A 17984-nucleotide genomic window follows, 5' to 3' on the forward strand; every position below is an offset into this window, starting at 1 on the left:
ACCTCTCTTTCACATTTTGAAAGTAAAATTAACAGATAATATTTTGATTGTAAGACAAAATGAGGAATAAAAAATGAGGAGGCGGAAATTTTAAAAGAAAAGAGGCTATCCTTTTGGACAGCCTCATCTTTCAAAACAAATATTAACCTACTCCTCTTTTAACCCACTCAGAAAAGCGACCAAGTCCCTAATTTCCCTTTTGGTAAGCATACCGCCCATAGGAGGCATACCCGAAGGGGCAGTTCTGCGGTTAGCGATTTGGCTTTTTTCTACGGTGCGAATGTCACTATTGCCTATTTTGAGTTTGATTTCTTTAGCAGTTTCTTCCAAGACTATGCCTGACACCGTTTCCTCATTTTTCATAGTAAGAATAAGCATTTCGTAGCCTTTGGCGAGTTTGGCACTTGGTTCTACTATGGATTCCAACAGTTCTTTGGGCGAAAGTCTTTTCCCTACGCTTGCCAAACCAGGTCCTACGTTGCCCCCAACTTCAAAAACAGCATGGCATCTAACGCATTGGGCAGATTCATGGTTGTAGAAAATATCTCGTCCTTTCCAAAAATTTCCACCTACTAAAGCCTCTTGGTAGGGTGCCAAGGGGTCATCTTTGGGTTTTGCCTCTTGGTAAGTTTTCAATTTTGCTATCAAATTTTCTTCGTTTTGCTTTTCTACTGCCTCAATTACGTCCAATTGGATAGCTGGGCTTAGTTTCTTTGCTATCAAGTCATTCAATGCTTTTTCTAATGCCTGCACTGCTTCTTTTCCTTTGAAGCTACCCAAAGAGGCAAGGGCTGTTTGCTTTTCCATGTCTGTCCCAACTGACAAGACTTTTTCCAAAAGTTTTACGGAGGTTTCTTCTTTCAAATCTGACTTAGGCAGGATTTCCAATGCCTCAGAACGCACTTTGTTGTCTTTGTCTGCCAAACCCATTTCTAAACCTTCGTTGAGCAGGTTAGAACCGATAGCATACAAAGTATTCAAAGCCGATTTTCTGACCTCTGCGGAAGCATTGGTTTTGACCAAAGCGAGCATTTCTTTTTCTACTTGGGTGATTTTTAGCCTACCTGCCGCTTTTGCCGCTGCCAACTGCATAGCTTCTTCTTTTTCTGCTAATAAATTGGGCAAAATTGCCAAAACTGCTTGCTTTGCCTCTGTGCCATCGCGACTTATTTCGCCTCTGTAATGCCCATCTACCCTGTCTGTAACCGAAGGTTTTGCCCACGTGCTTAGTGCCTCTAATGCTTCTGCTCGCATAGCAATCGTTTGTGTTTTGTTGTTGGCAAAGTCAGCTAAGAGTTTGATATTCTCTGGCTTACCTACTCTTAGGTTAGCATTGATTGCCCTTCTGAGCAAAGCCTCGCTGGTAAAGCGTGTTTCTTTCAAGACATTAGCTAAAGCAGGCAAAGCCTCCTCAATAGAAAACTCATCGTTGATAGCTCTTGCGGCTTCGGTTACTACTAACTCACTTTTATCTTGCAGGAATTGAGCCACTTGTGGGCTTTTCATTCTTCGCAAAGCTACTACTACTGCCAAGCGAAGGGCTTGGGAATTGTGATTTTTAAAAGCCACCAAAGCCTGCTCCTTCCCAATTCTGCCCAAAGCAACCGCACCTGCATGACGCAACCACATATCTTTGTCATCATTGCTCACCAACAAATCCGCAATAGGCTGAATCCCATTTTCATCTTGGGTTCTGCCCAAGGCTTCTGTGGCATAGAGTTGCACTCTTGGGGAAGCGTGTTTGAGCAAAGCAATCAACTCTTTGCTTGCTCCTTTGTAACGCACATCTCCTATTAGCTTTGCGGCTTGTGCGACTATCTCAGCATCTTTATCTTGCAAAAAAGCAGTCAAAGATTTGGCGTAATCTGCTTTTTGGCGAGCTAACTGCCCTATCCCCCAAAGCCCATGTACCCTTGCTAACTGATGTTTTTCTTGCTTGGCTGATGCCAATAGCACATCAAAACCTTTTTCGCCTCTTTTCACCAATTCAAACTGTGCTTTTTGCCGTACTCTCATGTCTTCATGTTGCAACCATTGGCTTAGTTCGGCTTCCGTATTTTTGCTAAAATCCGCAGAAAGCAACTTTTTGGTTTCTTGGCGAATCGCAGAGTTTGCCTCGTTAGGTACGTCCAATTTCCAAATTCTGCCTTTGTTTTTAATTCCCCAACCTTCTACCCAATCGGAAAAGTACAAAGCTCCGTCTATGCCAAAATCCATGCCCGTAGGCAACAAACCTTTGACCACTTCTTGGGTTTTGTCCAGTTCAAAAGATGCTCCTTTGGGTTTCAAAGTAAAAGCGTGGATAGGCGAATTGGTCTGCGAGCCTCTGAACTCAGCAATGAAAAAGTGGTTTTGCCATTTTTTTCCCAAAGCGGTGCCGGGGTTAAATTTCATGCCCGTAGGACCATTTACATAGTTGGCAATCGGGGGCAGAATGTATGCCGCTTGCCCTTCCCAACGAGGGACGTGCAACTTCTCGTCCATCCAAACTTTATAGCTATTGTTGTCAGTATCGGTATATTTGCCAAACTGCCAATTGGTTCGCCACCCGCTATCTGAGCCATCAATCAAAAAAACCAAGCGTTCCATTTCGCCAGGGTGGTCGCCATCATTGTCCTCTGTGATGAGGTTTCCGTACTGGTCAAAAACAAATTCATGCGTATTTCTCAAACCTGCGGCAAAGACCTCAAAATTGCTTCCGTCAAGTTCCGAACGCACTATCACACCTTGGTTAGGGTATTTCCAATTTTTCCCTTCCTTGTCCACTACGTTCATGCCTATGTCCCCAATTCCCCACCAAAGTCTGCCATCGGGTCCTATGGTTGCACCTGACATTCCATGCCCGCTAAACCCAATATGCACCGCATAGCCATGACTGATAGAAGTTTTCCTATCTGCAATTCCGTCTTTATCAAGGTCTTTGGTGCGCCAAACGTCAGGACCCACCGCTACAAAAACGTTGTCTTCGTGAACCTTGATACCATTGGCAACATCAGTAATTTCCTCATTGAAATCCTCCAAATAGAGTTGCGCCCTGTCCGCAATTCCGTCCCCCGATTTGTCCTCTACTACCCAAACTTGCTCTTTCTCTACTGCCAAATCTTTCCAATCTTTCACGCCATCATTGTTCAGGTCTTTCAAGTGCTTCTTGCTCTCCTCGCTGTCTGCGGAGAAGGTTTCTCGCAAAAACTTGCGGCGGTCTTCCACCGTTTGGAAGGAGATAGAAGGAGTAATCCAATTGCGGTGTCCTCTGATGTCAAACTCAGAGTTTTTTTGTCGGGAGGCACGCGTATAATAGATTCTCCCCTTGTCGTCTATGCTAATCGCAATAGGGTCTTGCACCAAAGTATCAGAAGCCCAGAGAGATAGCTCCAAGCTATCGGCAAGCGTAACATTTACTTCCTGCTTGATTTTGCTGGCAAGCTCGGCGGCATCTTCCGCTTTTAATTCTACCACCTTTTTGGGGTAAGTTACTTTTTCTCCTTCGGTCTGCGTGCTTTCACTTCCTTGATGGTTGCAAGAAAAGAGCAAAACACTGCCAGCGAAGAATACAGTAAACCAAGAATACAATTTCATTTTCGAATTGGTTTATAAGTTATTGGATTGAAATTAAGGTTTTCGCTTTTTACATCATATATAGTGAGTTGATTTTCAATGATTTGTGTGTTACCATATAAAACACTAAACGAAAGTCCTATGAAAATGCAATTATACTCAATATAAATGGGTTTTAGCAAAAAATGGTGAGGGAAGTTAAGGTTTGGAGAAGAGTTGGGGATAGAGCAGCTATTTTTGTTGATATGCTTATTTATCAAAATTGAGACTTTGAGAAACATAAAAAGTTTTTCAAAAAAATTTCCCTCCTCTAATAGGGGTAGGTTTCCCCTCGATTGTCTTAGCTACGAAATCACAAAAAATTAATTTTTAAAAACTTAAACTTTGCACTGGTTTTCAGTGCTTTAACACCATTTTCTTTTATGAAACCACTTTTTTTTATTACGCTATTTTTTATTCTGTTTGCGCTAACTTTTGCTTCGCCAGCTTTTGCTCAAAATGCCAATAAAGCAGTTGAAAAATTCACAGTTAGCGGCAATATCAAAGACCTCAGCAATGGGGAGGGGCTTATCGGAGCTACAATTACAGTCAAGGAAATGCCTACGGTAGGAACGACCACCAATAGTTATGGTTTTTTCTCGCTGACTCTGCCCAAAGGGAATTATACCTTGATTATCAGCTATATAGGCTATATCAACAAGGTAATTACCGTTAATTTTTCTTCTAACCGCATCATTGACGATATTCAGATTGCAGAAGACCAAAAGCAACTGCAAGAGGTCGTAGTTATGGGAAATACCGCAGAAGAAAAATTGCAAAGTATAGAAATGAGTACCAATAAGTTGGAAATAAAAACGATAAAATCTATGCCTGCTCTCTTGGGAGAGGTCGACATAGTTCGCAGTATTCAGCTACTCCCTGGTGTAAGCACCGTTGGCGAAGGGGCAAGCGGTTTTAACGTAAGAGGGGGCGGAGTCGACCACAACTTAATTTTGCAAGACGAAGCACCTGTGTATAATTCTTCTCACCTTTTTGGATTTTTCTCTGTTTTTAATCCTGATGCAGTCAAAGATGTGAAGCTCGTCAAAGGCGGGATTCCTGCCCAATATGGGGGTCGCTTGGCTTCGCTGTTAGACGTAAGGCTGAGGGAAGGGAATAGTAAAAAATTTACAGGTGCAGGAGGAATAGGCACAGTATCAAGCCGATTGACTTTGGAAGCTCCGATTGTCAAAGACAAAAGTTCTTTCATCATTGCAGGGAGAAGGACGTATGCGGATATGTTTTTAAAACTTTCTTCTGACGAAGCTCTCAACAAAAACAAATTGTACTTTTACGATTTGAGTGCCAAGTGGAACTATGATTTTGGACAAAAAGACCGCTTGTATATTTCTGGTTATTTTGGCAGAGATGTGTTCAAATTTGGGGAAGATTTTGGCATGAATTGGGGAAATGTAACAGGCACAGTGCGTTGGAATCACGTTTTTAGCCCCAAATTGTTTAGCAATTTTACCTTGATTTACAGCGATTACGACTACAACTTGGGCGTGCCTTCGGGAGCACAGTCTTTTGATTGGAAATCCAACATAGTGAATTACAGTGCCAAAGCTGATTTTTCCTACTTTTTAAATACGAATAATACCATCAATTTTGGGGCAAGTGCTATCAAGCATGATTTCCGCCCTGGGAAGGTAAGTCCTGTAACTGAGGGAAGTATTTTTAGCCCTTATGAAATTGCAGGGCAAAATGCCTTAGAATATGGACTTTATGTAGATGATGAGCAGAATATAGGGAAAAGATTGGCATTGCAGTATGGGGTGCGTTGGTCTATGTTTAACTATATGGGAGGTCGCACTATTTACGACTACGAAGGCATTGACGGTCAGCGCAAAAAGCCTACGAATGAGCGCAATTATGGAAGCGGGGAAGTAGTATCTTCTTACAACAATTTTGAGCCAAGATTTTCCTTGCGCTATACGATTGACGAAACGAGTTCTATCAAATTGAGTTACAACCGCATGGCTCAGTATATCCACTTGATTTCCAATACCACAGCCGCCTCGCCTTTGGATATTTGGCAACCAACTACCAATAATATCAAGCCTGAACTTGCCGACCAAGTAGCTTTGGGTTACTTTAAAAACCTGAAAGACAACAACTATGAGTTTTCCGCAGAGGCGTATTACAAAACCATGACCAACCAAATTGACTACATAGACGGGGCAGACCTCCTGCTAAACAATCACTTAGAAGGCGATTTGCTTTACGGTCAAGGTCGTTCTTATGGCTTGGAATTGTACGCCAAAAAGAACACAGGCAAACTGACAGGTTGGATAAGCTACACCTTAGCAAAAACTGAACGCCAAATAGAAGGCATCAATACAGACTATATCACAGGCGTAAGTAATTGGTATCCTGCTAAATACGACAGAAGGCACAATCTTTCTGCAGTTTTGATGTACGAGCTAAACCCACGCTGGACTTTTTCAGCCAACTTTTCTTACATCTCTGGTGTGGCTACTACTTTTCCTGACAGTCGTTACGAATATGAGGGTCTAATAGTCCCGCACAATTCCGAAGGGTCAAGAAACAATTACAGAGTGCCAGCCTATCACCGCTTAGATTTGTCGGCGACCTTGCACCCCAAGACAAAAAATGGTAAAAAAGGGAGAGGAGAATGGGTATTTACGCTTTACAATGCCTATGCCCGCCGCAACCCTTTCAGCGTCTATTTCCGTCAAGAGGTGCAAAAAGACAGCCCAACGCCTACGATTAACACCCAAGCTGTACGCCTATCCTTGTTTGGTAGCGTTTTGCCTTCGGTAACTTATAATTTTAAGTTTTAGAGGTATTTAAATTTCATGTTTTCGCTTTTCACGTGATAACACGTGAACAAATGACTAAATCAATAATACGTATTTTTAAATGTATAAAATCTTGCTACAAAGCGGTCATACCTATGGTATTAGAGATGTATGGTGTTTGACGTACTTCGTACCGAGAGATAATGCGTGAAACATTGAAAATCCCCCTTTTACGTGTTATCACGTAAAAGACTAAACACAAATAAACTCATAATTTATAACTCATAACTAAATTTATATGAAAACTTCTTTTTTAAATCTCATTTTAGCAATCTTAACTATTTCTCTTTTAGCCTCTTGCGAAGATGTCATAGACATAGACTTGAAGCAAGGCAAAACACTTTTGGTGGTAGATGGACAAATTACCACCCTGAATCGTCCTGATACGATTCGTTTAACGCTTACTGCACCTTACTTTGAGAACAAACCTGCACCCACAGTGGTAGATGCGCTTGTAACCATTGCTGACAGCGAAGGGAAAAGCGAAACACTGAAGCCTGTAGGCAATGGCAAGTACGTTATCAATATGCGAGGCAAAATTGGCAATTCTTATACCCTGACTATCAAGCACAACGGAGAAGAATACGAGGCTGTTACCAAAATCAATCGCATCACAGACATAGACTCTTTGGTAACGAGGTTTGAAAAGCCAACGCCTTCTATGGAAGAAGGGTATTATGCCTATCTTTTTGTCCCTGAACCCGCAGGCGTAGGCGATTACTACCGTTTTAAAGTATATAAAAACGATACTTTGGCAAATCAGCCAGAGGATTTGACTGTTGCTTATGACAAATTGGTGGACGGAAACCGCATAGACAACCTACGTTTGAACGACAAACCATACAAGAAAAATGACAAAATCAAGGTAGAAATCTTGGCTATTACAGAAGACCACTTTCAGTTTTATGTAGAGTTAGAAGCACAAATCAATAACGGTGGCATGAATGCGCGCCCTCCTGCTAATGTCCGCACCAATATTTTCAACAAAAACCCCAAAGGAAGCAGGGCTGTAGGCTACTTTGGAGGAATGTCGGTAAGTTCGGCAACTATCATAGTGAAGTAATAATTATTTATCACCGCTAAGACGCAAGGATACCAAGAATTTTTAATAAAATCTTGTGTCTTTGTGCCTTAGTGGTAAACTTCAAAAAACACACTACCAATGAAAAAAAACCTCAAAAAACTCCAAAAAATCGTGGTCAAAAACTTTTTTATTAGACCCGAAAAAATAGATTTTAGCACTTCTTTCCAAAAAGATTTACACTTTACAGAAAGCGAATTTATCGCCTTGCTTGCCTATACAGAAAATGCTTTTCGCATAGAGATTGCAGATAGCGAGATTCCTAAGCTAAAAAAAGTAAGAGATGTGGTCAAGTACATTGAAAGAGAGAAAGGGTAGTAAGTATTCTAAGGTTTTAAAAATCTTAAAACATTTACTCATCTCAAATTTTTTTATGCAGGAAAAATTTGTGCGAACCTTAGACTATTTACAAATTATTAACTATTATTGCGATTGATTTTCTGAAATAAATGTAACTTCTTCATAAAGAAGATATTTTCATAAATACACTTTTCAAAAATGCCAAGTTTAAAGGAAGTAAGAAACAGAATAAACTCTGTTAGGTCGACCCAGCAGATTACCAAAGCGATGAAAATGGTGTCTGCGGCAAAATTGCGCAAAGCACAAGATAAAAGTATTCAAATGCGTCCATATTCCCGACGACTTAGCCAAATACTTTCTAATGTATTAAACAATGCAGAGGTAGGCAATCTGGGAGTCTATGCACAAAAAAGACCTGTCAATCAAGTCCTTATTATAGCAGTTACCTCAGACAGAGGGCTTTGTGGAGGCTTTAACTCCAACGTCGTCAAAGCGGTAAATGCGCTGATAGCAGAGAAATATGCAGAACAAAATCGCAAAGGCAAAGTAACTATCTTAGCTATTGGGAAAAAGGGAAGGGATTACTTCAAAAGACGTAATCAAAAATTGATAGAAACCTATACCGAACTCTTTGGTAAACTTTCTTTTGAAAATGCTAAAACTGCCGCCGAGTTTGCTATGGAAGGTTTTGCTAAACAAGAATTTGACGAAGTAGTGATAGTATATAATGAGTTTAAAAATGTGGCAACGCAAATTATTCGCCAAGAGCAATTTCTCCCTCTGCAAATGCCACAAGAAGATACTAAAATCAAAGGTACAACCAAAGCTGATTACCTCTACGAGCCTTCAAAAGAGGAAATCATTTCAGAACTCCTGCCCAAGACCTTGAAAATACAACTTTATCGTTCACTGTTAGAATCCAATGCTTCTGAGCATGGTGCAAGAATGACTGCTATGGACAAGGCTACAGAAAACGCAGGTGAACTACTCAAAGAATTGAGATTGACTTATAATAGAACTCGCCAAGCGGCAATTACAAAAGAAATTTTGGAAATCGTAGGAGGCGCAGAGGCATTAGCAAACGGGTAGATGAGCCCTTCTAAACCTATTAGATTGCATCATAGTATTAACTCTAATAGGTTTATTTTTTTAGATACCACATCTGCCTTATTCCTGTTTTAGATAATACTCCTCATATTGCGGTAATTACATACATTTCTGCTCGTTAGTTCGCTGTAAAACAGATTGGCTATTTTGAAATAATGATTTAGAATGTGCTTTTGCCAATAGATTTTAAAACATTCCACCCTCATAGAAGATGGAATGTCTGGCATTTTGTTTTTTGACACGATTCTGTAAGTACTATTTTTTATGGCTGAAACTTAGAATCAGGGCAAAGATATAGCTTGTTTAGAATCATTCCAAATAATTTTGTATTTATTTAGACTTATTCTAAATAAATTTTTGGTATTCTCATAGAAGAATACATTTAAAGTTTATCTAACCATACACCTTGCCTATAAGCAAAACATATAAATTTACTTGCCTCGTTTACTATGGAAAAATACCACCCCTCTTGGGTTTTCATAGACAATAGGCTTCTTTGACTATAAAAATATTATCCCAGAGAGATAATTTACCAGCACCAAACACCGATTGGTGTGCTATTTTTTGTAGAAAATAATGAATAAAACCGCGTAGCGGTGGCATATTTCACGCTTACGGCGTTACTGTATGTTGTTTGGGCTTGCTCTTTTCTACCAAGATGACAGCCCTACGGGCTTAATTTACACACAGTATTGCTTATTGGCTAACTCCACAAAAAGCGTCAGAGAACCAAAGTCCCTTTCTTAGCAAAGCGAAAGGGATTGAAAAATCATTTTATTTTGAGTATAAATATCAATCTTATAGGTAATTATTTTTCTTAGTAACGAAGTTCATCGGCTAAAACCTTAATCATTATGAAATATTTACCAACTTTGTAGAAAACAACGTACACAAAATAGACTAAGCGATTATTATGAAAAATTTGACACAAAACACAAAACTGTTGAGTTTTCTGAAAGAATATGCTCAACACCCTCACTACAAAGCCCCAAGAGGCACGCAACTGCACGCCAAATCTTGGCAGACAGAAGCCCCTTTGAGAATGTTACTGAACAACTTAGACGCAGAAGTAGCCGAGAATCCTAACGAGTTAGTAGTTTACGGGGGAATAGGTCAAGCGGCGCGCAATCAAGAGTCTTTGCAAAAAATCATTGAAGTTTTGTTGGAATTGGACGAGAACCACTCCTTGCTGGTACAGTCAGGGAAACCTGTGGGCATCGTCAGAACACACCCCCAAGCCCCAAGAGTACTCATAGCCAATAGTAACTTAGTGCCTAAATGGGCTACGTGGGAACACTTTAACGAATTAAAGGCAAAAGGTTTGATGATGTACGGTCAGATGACGGCAGGTAGTTGGATTTACATAGGAACGCAGGGAATTTTGCAGGGAACTTACGAAACTTTTATGGAATGTAGTAGGCAACACTTCAAGGGAGATTTGAAGCATAAGTTGTTGGTTACAGGTGGTTTAGGAGGTATGGGTGGAGCGCAACCCTTAGCGGCTACTATGGCAGGAGCTACTTTTTTAGGAGTAGATATTGACCCTACTCGTATCCAAAAACGCATAGATACGGGCTATATTGACCGTATGACGTATAGTTATGAAGAGGCTAAAAACTGGGTATTAGAAGCTAAAAGTAAGGGCAAAAACTTATCTGTCGGTTTAGTAGGCAATATTGGAGATGTGCTTTGGCGACTGACTGAAGAGGGAATTACCCCCGATATTCTGACCGACCAAACCTCTGCTCATGACCCACTGAACGGCTACGTACCTCATGGAATAAGTTTGGAAGAGGCACTTGATTTGCGTAAAAAAGACCCAAAAACTTATCAAGCATTAGCTATTAAAAGCATGGCAAGGCATGTAGGCGCGATGCTCGAACTGCAAAAAAGAGGAGCAGTTACTTTTGACTATGGCAACAATCTGAGAGAATTTGCTCTGCAAGGTGGAGAAAAAAATGCGTTCAATTTTCCCGGTTTTACTCCTGCTTATATTCGTGAGTTATTTTGTGAGGGCAAGGGACCCTTTCGCTGGGTAGCACTTTCAGGCGAGCCAGAGGATATTTACACTACCGACCAAGCCCTTATAGAGGCTTTCCCTGAAAACAAAGGCTTGATTAAATGGTTAGAACAAGCCCGTCATAAAATAGCTTTTCAAGGTCTGCCTGCTCGTATTTGCTGGCTGGGTATGGGAGAGAGAGAAAAAGCTGGGCTGATTTTTAATGAGTTAGTCAAAACAGGGAAGGTGAAAGCCCCTATTGTTATTGGACGCGACCATCTGGACTGTGGCTCTGTAGCCTCTCCCAATAGAGAAACCGAAGCCATGAAAGATGGCTCTGATGCGGTTTCAGATTGGGCATTGTTGAATCTCATGTCTAATGCCACAGGAGGCGCAACTTGGATTTCTTTTCATCATGGAGGCGGAGTAGGCATAGGTTATTCGCAACATGCAGGCATGGTGGTACTGGCTGACGGTACTGATAGAGCAGAGGCTTGTTTACGCAGGGTCTTATACAATGACCCTGCTATGGGCATTTTTAGGCACGCTGATGCAGGCTATAATAAAGCTGAGGAATGGGCAGATAAGTTTGGTTTAAGTGTTTGGTAATAAACTAAATAGAGTTATTTCATAAGTGTTTTTTTACCCCTCTCCGTCTGGGAGGGGAAATAAAACTGTCATTCAAATAAGGCTTTTTAGACAGTGTTATAATCTATCAATCTTTACAGTTTAAGTCCTTTCAATCTCAAGCTATTACTTACTACCGATACAGAGCTTAGAGCCATTGCTGCCCCGGCGAGCATAGGGTTGAGCATAAAGCCCCAAAGAGGGTACAGCACTCCCGCCGCCACAGGAATCCCAATGAGATTATAAATAAACGCCCAAAAGAGATTTTGGTGAATAGTTTTAACAGTCTGCTTAGAAAGTTGGAAGGTTTTAGGAACTTGCTGCAAATCAGAAGAAATTAGCGTTATTTTAGCGACCTCTAAGGCAATGTCAGCCCCTTTGCCCATCGCAATGCTTACCTCAGCTTGTGCCAAGGCATGAGCGTCATTGATGCCATCACCTATCATGGCTACTATTTTTCCTTTGTTTTGTAAATCTTTGATAAATAGTCCTTTGTCTTGTGGCAACATTCTCGCTTGAAAATGTTGGATTCCTACTTCTTTGGCTACAGCTTCTGCTGCGGTAGCATTATCTCCTGTGAGCATATAAACCTCTATTCCTTGTTTTTGAAGTTGTTGGATGGCATTTTTAGAAGTGGATTTTACTTTATCAGTAATGAAAATAGTAGCGATTAAAGATTGGTCTTTAGTAAATAAAATGGTAGTTTGAGGATTTGGGTTTAGGGTTTGAAGTGGTTTGAAGTAGTTTGAAGTAGTTGATGGTTGTTGGTTAATAGTTGTTGGTTGCTCATTAGTAATTGGTAATTCGTAATTATACATTGCTAATTGTTCATTTTTGGTTGTAAATTGCTCATTACCAATAAAATACTCATCGTTTCCGATTTTTGCTTTTATGCCCCTGCCTGTGATGCTTTCCCAATGTTGCAAAGTCAAATCTTTGATTTTTTCTTCATTTTCCAAATAATTTACTATAGCAGTAGCTAAGGGGTGTTCTGACCTTTTTTCCATTTCGTACAAAATGGTTTGATAATAGATTTTTCCACTGTCAGAAACTAAATTCCACACTATTTCACTTACTTGTGGTTTCCCTTCGGTAATCGTGCCTGTCTTGTCCAATACTACTGCATTGACTTTATGAGCAAGTTCCAAACTTTCCGCATCTTTGATAAGTATTCCCTGCTCTGCTCCCTTGCCCATGCCTACCATGATAGCCGTTGGGGTAGCCAAACCCAAAGCACATGGGCAAGCAATGACCAAAACCGTAACCATAGCCAATAAGCCTTGTGTAAAACCATTTTCTTCAGCCAAAATTACCCAGGCAAATAAGCTCAACCCTGCTATTCCTAAAACAATAGGCACAAAAACTCCTGCAATTTTATCAGCTAACTGCTGTACCGGGGCTTTGCTTCCTTGTGCCTCCTGCACATAGCGAATGATTTGAGAAAGAAGTGTACTACTCCCAACTTTTTCCGCAACAAAGCGAAAACTCCCTTGCTGGTTAATAGTCCCAGCAAGTACCTGCTCACCTACACTTTTTGGAACAGGCATAGGTTCACCTGTCATTAGACTCTCGTCCACTAAAGAACTGCCCTCAATTATTTTCCCATCTACAGGGATTTTTTCCCCTGCTCTTACTAAAATAATATCTCCCTTACTTACTTCGCCAATAGGGATTTCTCCCTCTTTGCCATCTCGCTCCACTCGGGCAGTTTTTACTTGTAAACCTATGAGTTTTTTTATCGCAGAGGAAGTGTTGGACTTGGCTTTTTCTTCCAAATACTTCCCTAACAGAATAAAGGTAATCACCACTGCCGCTGCTTCAAAATATACATGAGGATGCACACCTTTGCTATGCCAAAATTCAGGGTAAATGGTATTAAGTAAGCTGAAGATAAAGGCAATTCCTGTACTTAGAGCCACCAAAGTATCCATATTTGCCTTGAAATGCCTTGCTTGCTTCCATGCTCCTATAAAAAATCTTTTTCCAAAAACAAACAAAACTATTGCCGTCAAAATCATAGAGAGCCACTTGCCTATTTCCCAATCCATGAAAAACATGCCTATTACCATCACGGGTAAAGAAAGCAAGGCAGAAAAAATGGTGTTTTTCCTGAGCATTTCATAGTGCAGTATTTGTTTTTCCTCTTGAATAGCTTTGGCTTTGTCTTCTTGTGCAATAATTAAATCATAACCTACTGATTGCAAGGCACTTTTAAAAACATTTACATCGGTTTCTGTATCTTCGTACTCTACGATTGCATTGGCATTAGCAAAGTTTACAGAGGCATTTTTTACCCCCTTTTGTGCTTTCAAAATGCTTTCTACGCTCACTGCACAAGCGGCACAGGACATTTCTAAAACAGGAAAAGTTTGTTTTTTTATCATCTTTTAAAGATTTTGACCTCTCACATCTAACAAATCATACTGCAAAAATAAGCACTTATTATACAGTCTTCTTTGCAAAATTTTGGTAGGATTGTATATGATTTTAGTAATGAATTGAAAGTAATCTCATTCATTATTTTAAAAAATCCTTTTGAAATTCAATCAAATTTGCCAATTTTATATTTTAACCTTGTATGAGGTAAAGTTATATTATCTATGTATGCAATCCAAAATCAATGTAAATATGAAGAAGTTAAGACGCATTACTACTTTTGTAATTATTATTCAGAGTTATTTTCTTAGGTTAATTGTCCTTCATGCCCAAGACCTGAGCAACTCTGCTTGGCATATCCAAGCCAAAAATATTAACCCCAGTAATTACTACGGCATCACAGTAGCCAACGGCATGATAGGCATAGTTAGTTCGCCTAATCCCTTGCAAGTCAAAGATGTAGTCCTGAACGGGGCATTTGATACTTACGGTAGAGGCAGAGTTTCCAATATTCTTAAAACCTTTGACTTTGCCAATATGGACTTAGATATAGAAGGCAGGCGGCTTGGTAGGGCTGACATCAGCAACTATGCTCAGACCTTAGACATGAAAAATGCTGCCCTGACTACTACCTTTGACTATCAAGACAAAGCAAGCATCAAACATACAGTATTGGCTTTGAGGCATTTGCCACATACCGCTCTAATAGATGTAGAGATTACCGCCAAAAAAGACATAGAGTTTACGGCTCATAGCGTCATGTCTGCCCCAGATATGCTCAGGGACGTGAAAAACTTTTACCATCGGATTGACCGCCCTCATGCCCTTATTCCTTTGCTGACTTCGGTAGCTAAAAGCCCTACGGGAAAGCATATAGTCGCCGCTTCCAATAGTTTTATTTTTGAAGAACACAGAGGAGAAGAACCTCAACTGATTCATGAGGAGTGGGACTTTAATATGCACCGCTTGAAGTTTTCTAAGAAACTAAAAGCAGGAGAAAAATATAGCTTTGCGATTGTAGGCTCGTCTATCGCCACCGAACACGTAGCTGACCCGCATAACGAAGCAGAGCGCATGACCATTTTTGCTGCTTTGGAGAAAAAGGAAAGATTGCTTAAAAGACATAGAGAGGCTTGGGAAAAACTTTGGCAGAGTGATATAGAGATAGAGGGCGATTTGGAATCACAAAGGGCAGTACGCTCAATGCTGTATCACTTGTATTCTTTTGTGAGAGAGGGAACGGCGTACAGTATGTCGCCTATGGGCTTGTCGGGTTTGGGGTACAATGGACACGTTTTTTGGGATACTGAGCTGTGGATGTATCCTCCGCTTTTGCTTTTGCAGCCTGAGATGGCAAAGTCGACTTTGGAATACCGCTTTGAAAGACTGGGGCAAGCCAAGCTCAACGCCAAAAATCGCGGCTATCAAGGCGCAATGTTTCCTTGGGAATCTGACGATGAGGGGCAGGAAGCTACGCCCGTTTGGGCTTTGACGGGACCTTTTCAACATCACATCACAGGTTGCGTAGGTTATGCCTTTTGGAAGTATTACCAAGTAAGTAAAGACAAGACTTGGCTTAGAGAGAGAGGCTACCCTATGCTTAAAGAGATAGCAGACTTCTGGGCGAGCAGAGCAGAAAAAGGTAGCGATGGCAAGTATCACATCATCAATGTAGTGGCGGCAGACGAGTGGGCGGAAAACGTAGATGACAACTCTTTTACTAATGGCATTGCGATAGAAGTGCTAAAATATGCCAGCCAAGCAGCAACAGACTTAGGCATTAGCCCCAATCCTAAGTGGAATGAAGTAGCAAACGGCTTGGTCGTTCTCAAATTTCCTGATGGTACTACCAAAGAACACGCTACCTATAAGGGCGAAATGATAAAGCAAGGCGATGCCAACTTACTTTCTTATCCTTTGAAAGTCATTACTGATGAGGCTACGATAAAGAAAGATTTGGCTTACTACGAGGCAAAAATGGCACCTGATGGACCCGCCATGTCCCATGCGATACTGGGTGTGCTTCATGCCCGCTTAGGCAACGCAGAAAAGGCTTACGAACTTTTTGTACGCTCTTATAAGCCCAACGAAGTACCACCCTTTGGAGTATTAGCAGAAACGGCGGGCGGAACAAATCCCTACTTTGCCACAGGCGCAGGCGGAACTCTGCAAGTAATCCTGAATGGAATAGCAGGGCTGGACATTACCCCTAACGGCATAGTACAGTTAAAAACTAAACTCCCTTCCAAGTGGAAATCTTTGACTATCAAGGGCGTAGGACTGGAGAAGAAAACTTATGTGGTAAAGTAAATTTGTTCTCACCTTTAAGTGACTCAGCCTCTTAAAATGTGCTTTTATTTAGTATCGTAGGCACGATAGCCTTGCAGCCAATAACCGTCCATACCATAGATTTATCAAAGTTTCATTAGGAACATAGCATAAATTTGATAATCAATTAGTTATGTTCCTATGGGACTTAAAAGACGCGCTCAGGTATTTTACTTTCTACAAAGCGCATGTCCCCATAGTGAAACTGCTAACAGTACTGTTAATTCATAAAACACGTAATTAAGTTGAATTACTTACATTGAGTTTATGTTAGCAACTATTCCTTTGTAAGCATAGATAAATGACAACTTTTAAGACAAATGTAAATACAGATACAAAAAAGCAGGAATTAGTAGGAATTTGTAAGGAATTTTTAAGAAATTTGTAAGAAATAACTTGATAATCAATATATTAATAGGTGTCTTTGATAGGTTACTGCTCATCTAAAATAGCACTTTTTTAATAAAATAAAAAAATATAAAGTGTTGATAATCAATAATATTATTTTTTCAATCTTTCTTCCCTATACCTTTTCATCTTAGATATTCCTGACTTATCCTCCCACCTTGAAAAAACTTCTTGCGTTCATAATCTCAGAACTTGGATAAAATTAGCACAAATCAAGAAAGAGAAAATTTTAAAAAAGTTCACAAAAGTAATTTGGACTACGGAATTAGCAGGAATTTGCTGGGAATAATTAACCTATTCACGTACTAATCAAATACTTATACGATACAAGTCTTATAAGAGATTTGAGGTACTATGAAAAGGAGGCATCTATGCCTAAAATCGCAGGCTTGCATATCACTTGCTAACTTTCTACTTAGGTAAAACCGTCAAAATTCCCTTGAAATTCCGTAGCCATATTTTAAATATGAAAGAATCTTACTATCCATAATTATATACTTTATATCAATTATGCGAAATAATTAATAAAAAAAATATTTATTTATTGATAAACTTTTAAATTTATGAATAGACAAATCATTTTCCTTGTTTCTTTATTTTTATTTTCTTTCTCTGCTTTCTCCCAAAATCAAGGGTATGAAACCAATATGAAAGCAGTGATGTATTTTGATAACTTGATTCACCAAACACCCAGTGCAGAACTGCACTATCAGAGGGCAATGGGCTACTTCTACATCGGCGACTATACCAGTGCTATTAAGGACTTTGACAAGGCTATCCAACTTGACTATAATAAACCTGAAGCCTTTTATTTCAGAGCCTTAGCCAAAGAAAACGATGGAATGTATAAGGAAGCACTGCCAGATTACGACAAAGCTATTCAGTTGAGCGGAGCGACAGCCAATTATTTTATGTATATGCACAGAGGTTATTCGCACTACAATCTTTTTATGTACCCACAAGCGATTGAGGATTTCAATAAAGCTATCGCTCTTAACCCCAGTGATGATGAAACCAAGCACTTGTTGGAAAGAGCCATTGCCAAGCGGGACGGCAAATCCACCATTGACCCCAATGATGAAATCCAAAAGTACATCGCTACTCACAAGTTCTCCAGCATAGCAGAGGGTGCTGCTTACTACGATAAGTTGGAACACATGGGCTTGACTCATATCCGCTTTGAGGATGCTTGTACTTCGCTGAGAACCAAAGTAATAACCGATGTGTATGGTGATGCTCCCACTGCCGAGCAGTTAGAAGAGTTGCGAGATATTCTACAAAGAGAAAGGTGGTTGCTTCCAGAGGGTATGGAAAAATACTTCCATTACGTTTCCGAAAATCC

Annotated in this window: 9 protein-coding genes; 7 read left to right on the forward strand and 2 right to left on the reverse strand. The window is 40.2% G+C overall.

Annotated features, from left to right (window positions below):
* Window positions 1-147: 147 nt before the first annotated feature.
* Window positions 148-3576, reverse strand: coding sequence for a DUF7133 domain-containing protein (locus tag BM141_RS15615; RefSeq protein ID WP_091548330.1), 3429 nt, complete (start codon window positions 3574-3576; stop codon window positions 148-150).
* A 401-nt stretch (window positions 3577-3977) separates the two neighbouring features.
* Between BM141_RS15615 and BM141_RS15625 the strand changes: the two genes are divergently transcribed.
* The 5 genes from BM141_RS15625 to hutU all read left to right on the forward strand — a co-directional run bounded on the left by BM141_RS15625 (window position 3978) and on the right by hutU (window position 11512).
* Window positions 3978-6398 (forward strand): TonB-dependent receptor, encoded by a 2421-nt coding sequence (locus tag BM141_RS15625; RefSeq protein WP_091548335.1) that lies wholly within the window; start codon window positions 3978-3980, stop codon window positions 6396-6398.
* A gap of 256 nt (window positions 6399-6654) precedes the next feature.
* On the forward strand, window positions 6655-7479 hold the full coding sequence (locus BM141_RS15630; protein ID WP_091548337.1) for a DUF4249 domain-containing protein: 825 nt from the start codon (window positions 6655-6657) through the stop codon (window positions 7477-7479).
* 99 nt (window positions 7480-7578) lie between these two features.
* On the forward strand, window positions 7579-7815 hold the full coding sequence (locus BM141_RS15635; protein WP_091548338.1) for an acyl carrier protein: 237 nt from the start codon (window positions 7579-7581) through the stop codon (window positions 7813-7815).
* Between the two features lie 180 nt (window positions 7816-7995).
* The gene (gene atpG, locus BM141_RS15640; RefSeq protein WP_091548340.1) at window positions 7996-8886 is read left to right on the forward strand and encodes an ATP synthase F1 subunit gamma; all 891 of its coding nucleotides are present in this window, start codon (window positions 7996-7998) and stop codon (window positions 8884-8886) included.
* Between the two features lie 931 nt (window positions 8887-9817).
* Entirely contained in the window at window positions 9818-11512 is a 1695-nt protein-coding gene (gene hutU, locus BM141_RS15645) for a urocanate hydratase (RefSeq protein WP_091548342.1), read from the forward strand.
* A gap of 113 nt (window positions 11513-11625) precedes the next feature.
* Here the strand turns inward: hutU and BM141_RS15650 are convergent, their stop codons facing one another.
* Complete coding sequence (locus BM141_RS15650; RefSeq protein ID WP_091548344.1) at window positions 11626-13914, reverse strand: heavy metal translocating P-type ATPase; 2289 nt, start codon at window positions 13912-13914, stop codon at window positions 11626-11628.
* A 244-nt stretch (window positions 13915-14158) separates the two neighbouring features.
* On the opposite strand from BM141_RS15650, the gene BM141_RS15655 reads away from it, so the two are divergent.
* Together BM141_RS15655 and BM141_RS15660 are read left to right on the forward strand one after the other, a co-directional pair.
* Complete coding sequence (locus BM141_RS15655; protein ID WP_091548348.1) at window positions 14159-16216, forward strand: kojibiose hydrolase; 2058 nt, start codon at window positions 14159-14161, stop codon at window positions 16214-16216.
* Between the two features lie 989 nt (window positions 16217-17205).
* Window positions 17206-17984, forward strand: a 779-nt coding sequence (locus BM141_RS15660; protein ID WP_143090948.1) for a tetratricopeptide repeat protein, incomplete at its 3' end; no start/stop codon positions are given.

The sequence above is a fragment of the Thermoflexibacter ruber genome (genome assembly GCF_900113045.1).
Classification (GTDB): domain Bacteria; phylum Bacteroidota; class Bacteroidia; order Cytophagales; family Thermoflexibacteraceae; genus Thermoflexibacter; species Thermoflexibacter ruber.

Excerpts from the sequence above, each read along its gene's own strand:
- BM141_RS15615 (WP_091548330.1), bottom strand. The coding sequence starts at position 3,576 with ATGAAATTGTATTCTTGGTTTACTGTATTCTTCGCTGGCAGTGTTTTG.
- BM141_RS15625 (WP_091548335.1), top strand. The coding sequence starts at position 3,978 with ATGAAACCACTTTTTTTTATTACGCTATTTTTTATTCTGTTTGCGCTA.
- BM141_RS15630 (WP_091548337.1), top strand. The coding sequence starts at position 6,655 with ATGAAAACTTCTTTTTTAAATCTCATTTTAGCAATCTTAACTATTTCT.
- BM141_RS15635 (WP_091548338.1), top strand. The coding sequence starts at position 7,579 with ATGAAAAAAAACCTCAAAAAACTCCAAAAAATCGTGGTCAAAAACTTT.
- atpG (WP_091548340.1), top strand. The coding sequence starts at position 7,996 with ATGCCAAGTTTAAAGGAAGTAAGAAACAGAATAAACTCTGTTAGGTCG.
- hutU (WP_091548342.1), top strand. The coding sequence starts at position 9,818 with ATGAAAAATTTGACACAAAACACAAAACTGTTGAGTTTTCTGAAAGAA.
- BM141_RS15650 (WP_091548344.1), bottom strand. The coding sequence starts at position 13,914 with ATGATAAAAAAACAAACTTTTCCTGTTTTAGAAATGTCCTGTGCCGCT.
- BM141_RS15655 (WP_091548348.1), top strand. The coding sequence starts at position 14,159 with ATGAAGAAGTTAAGACGCATTACTACTTTTGTAATTATTATTCAGAGT.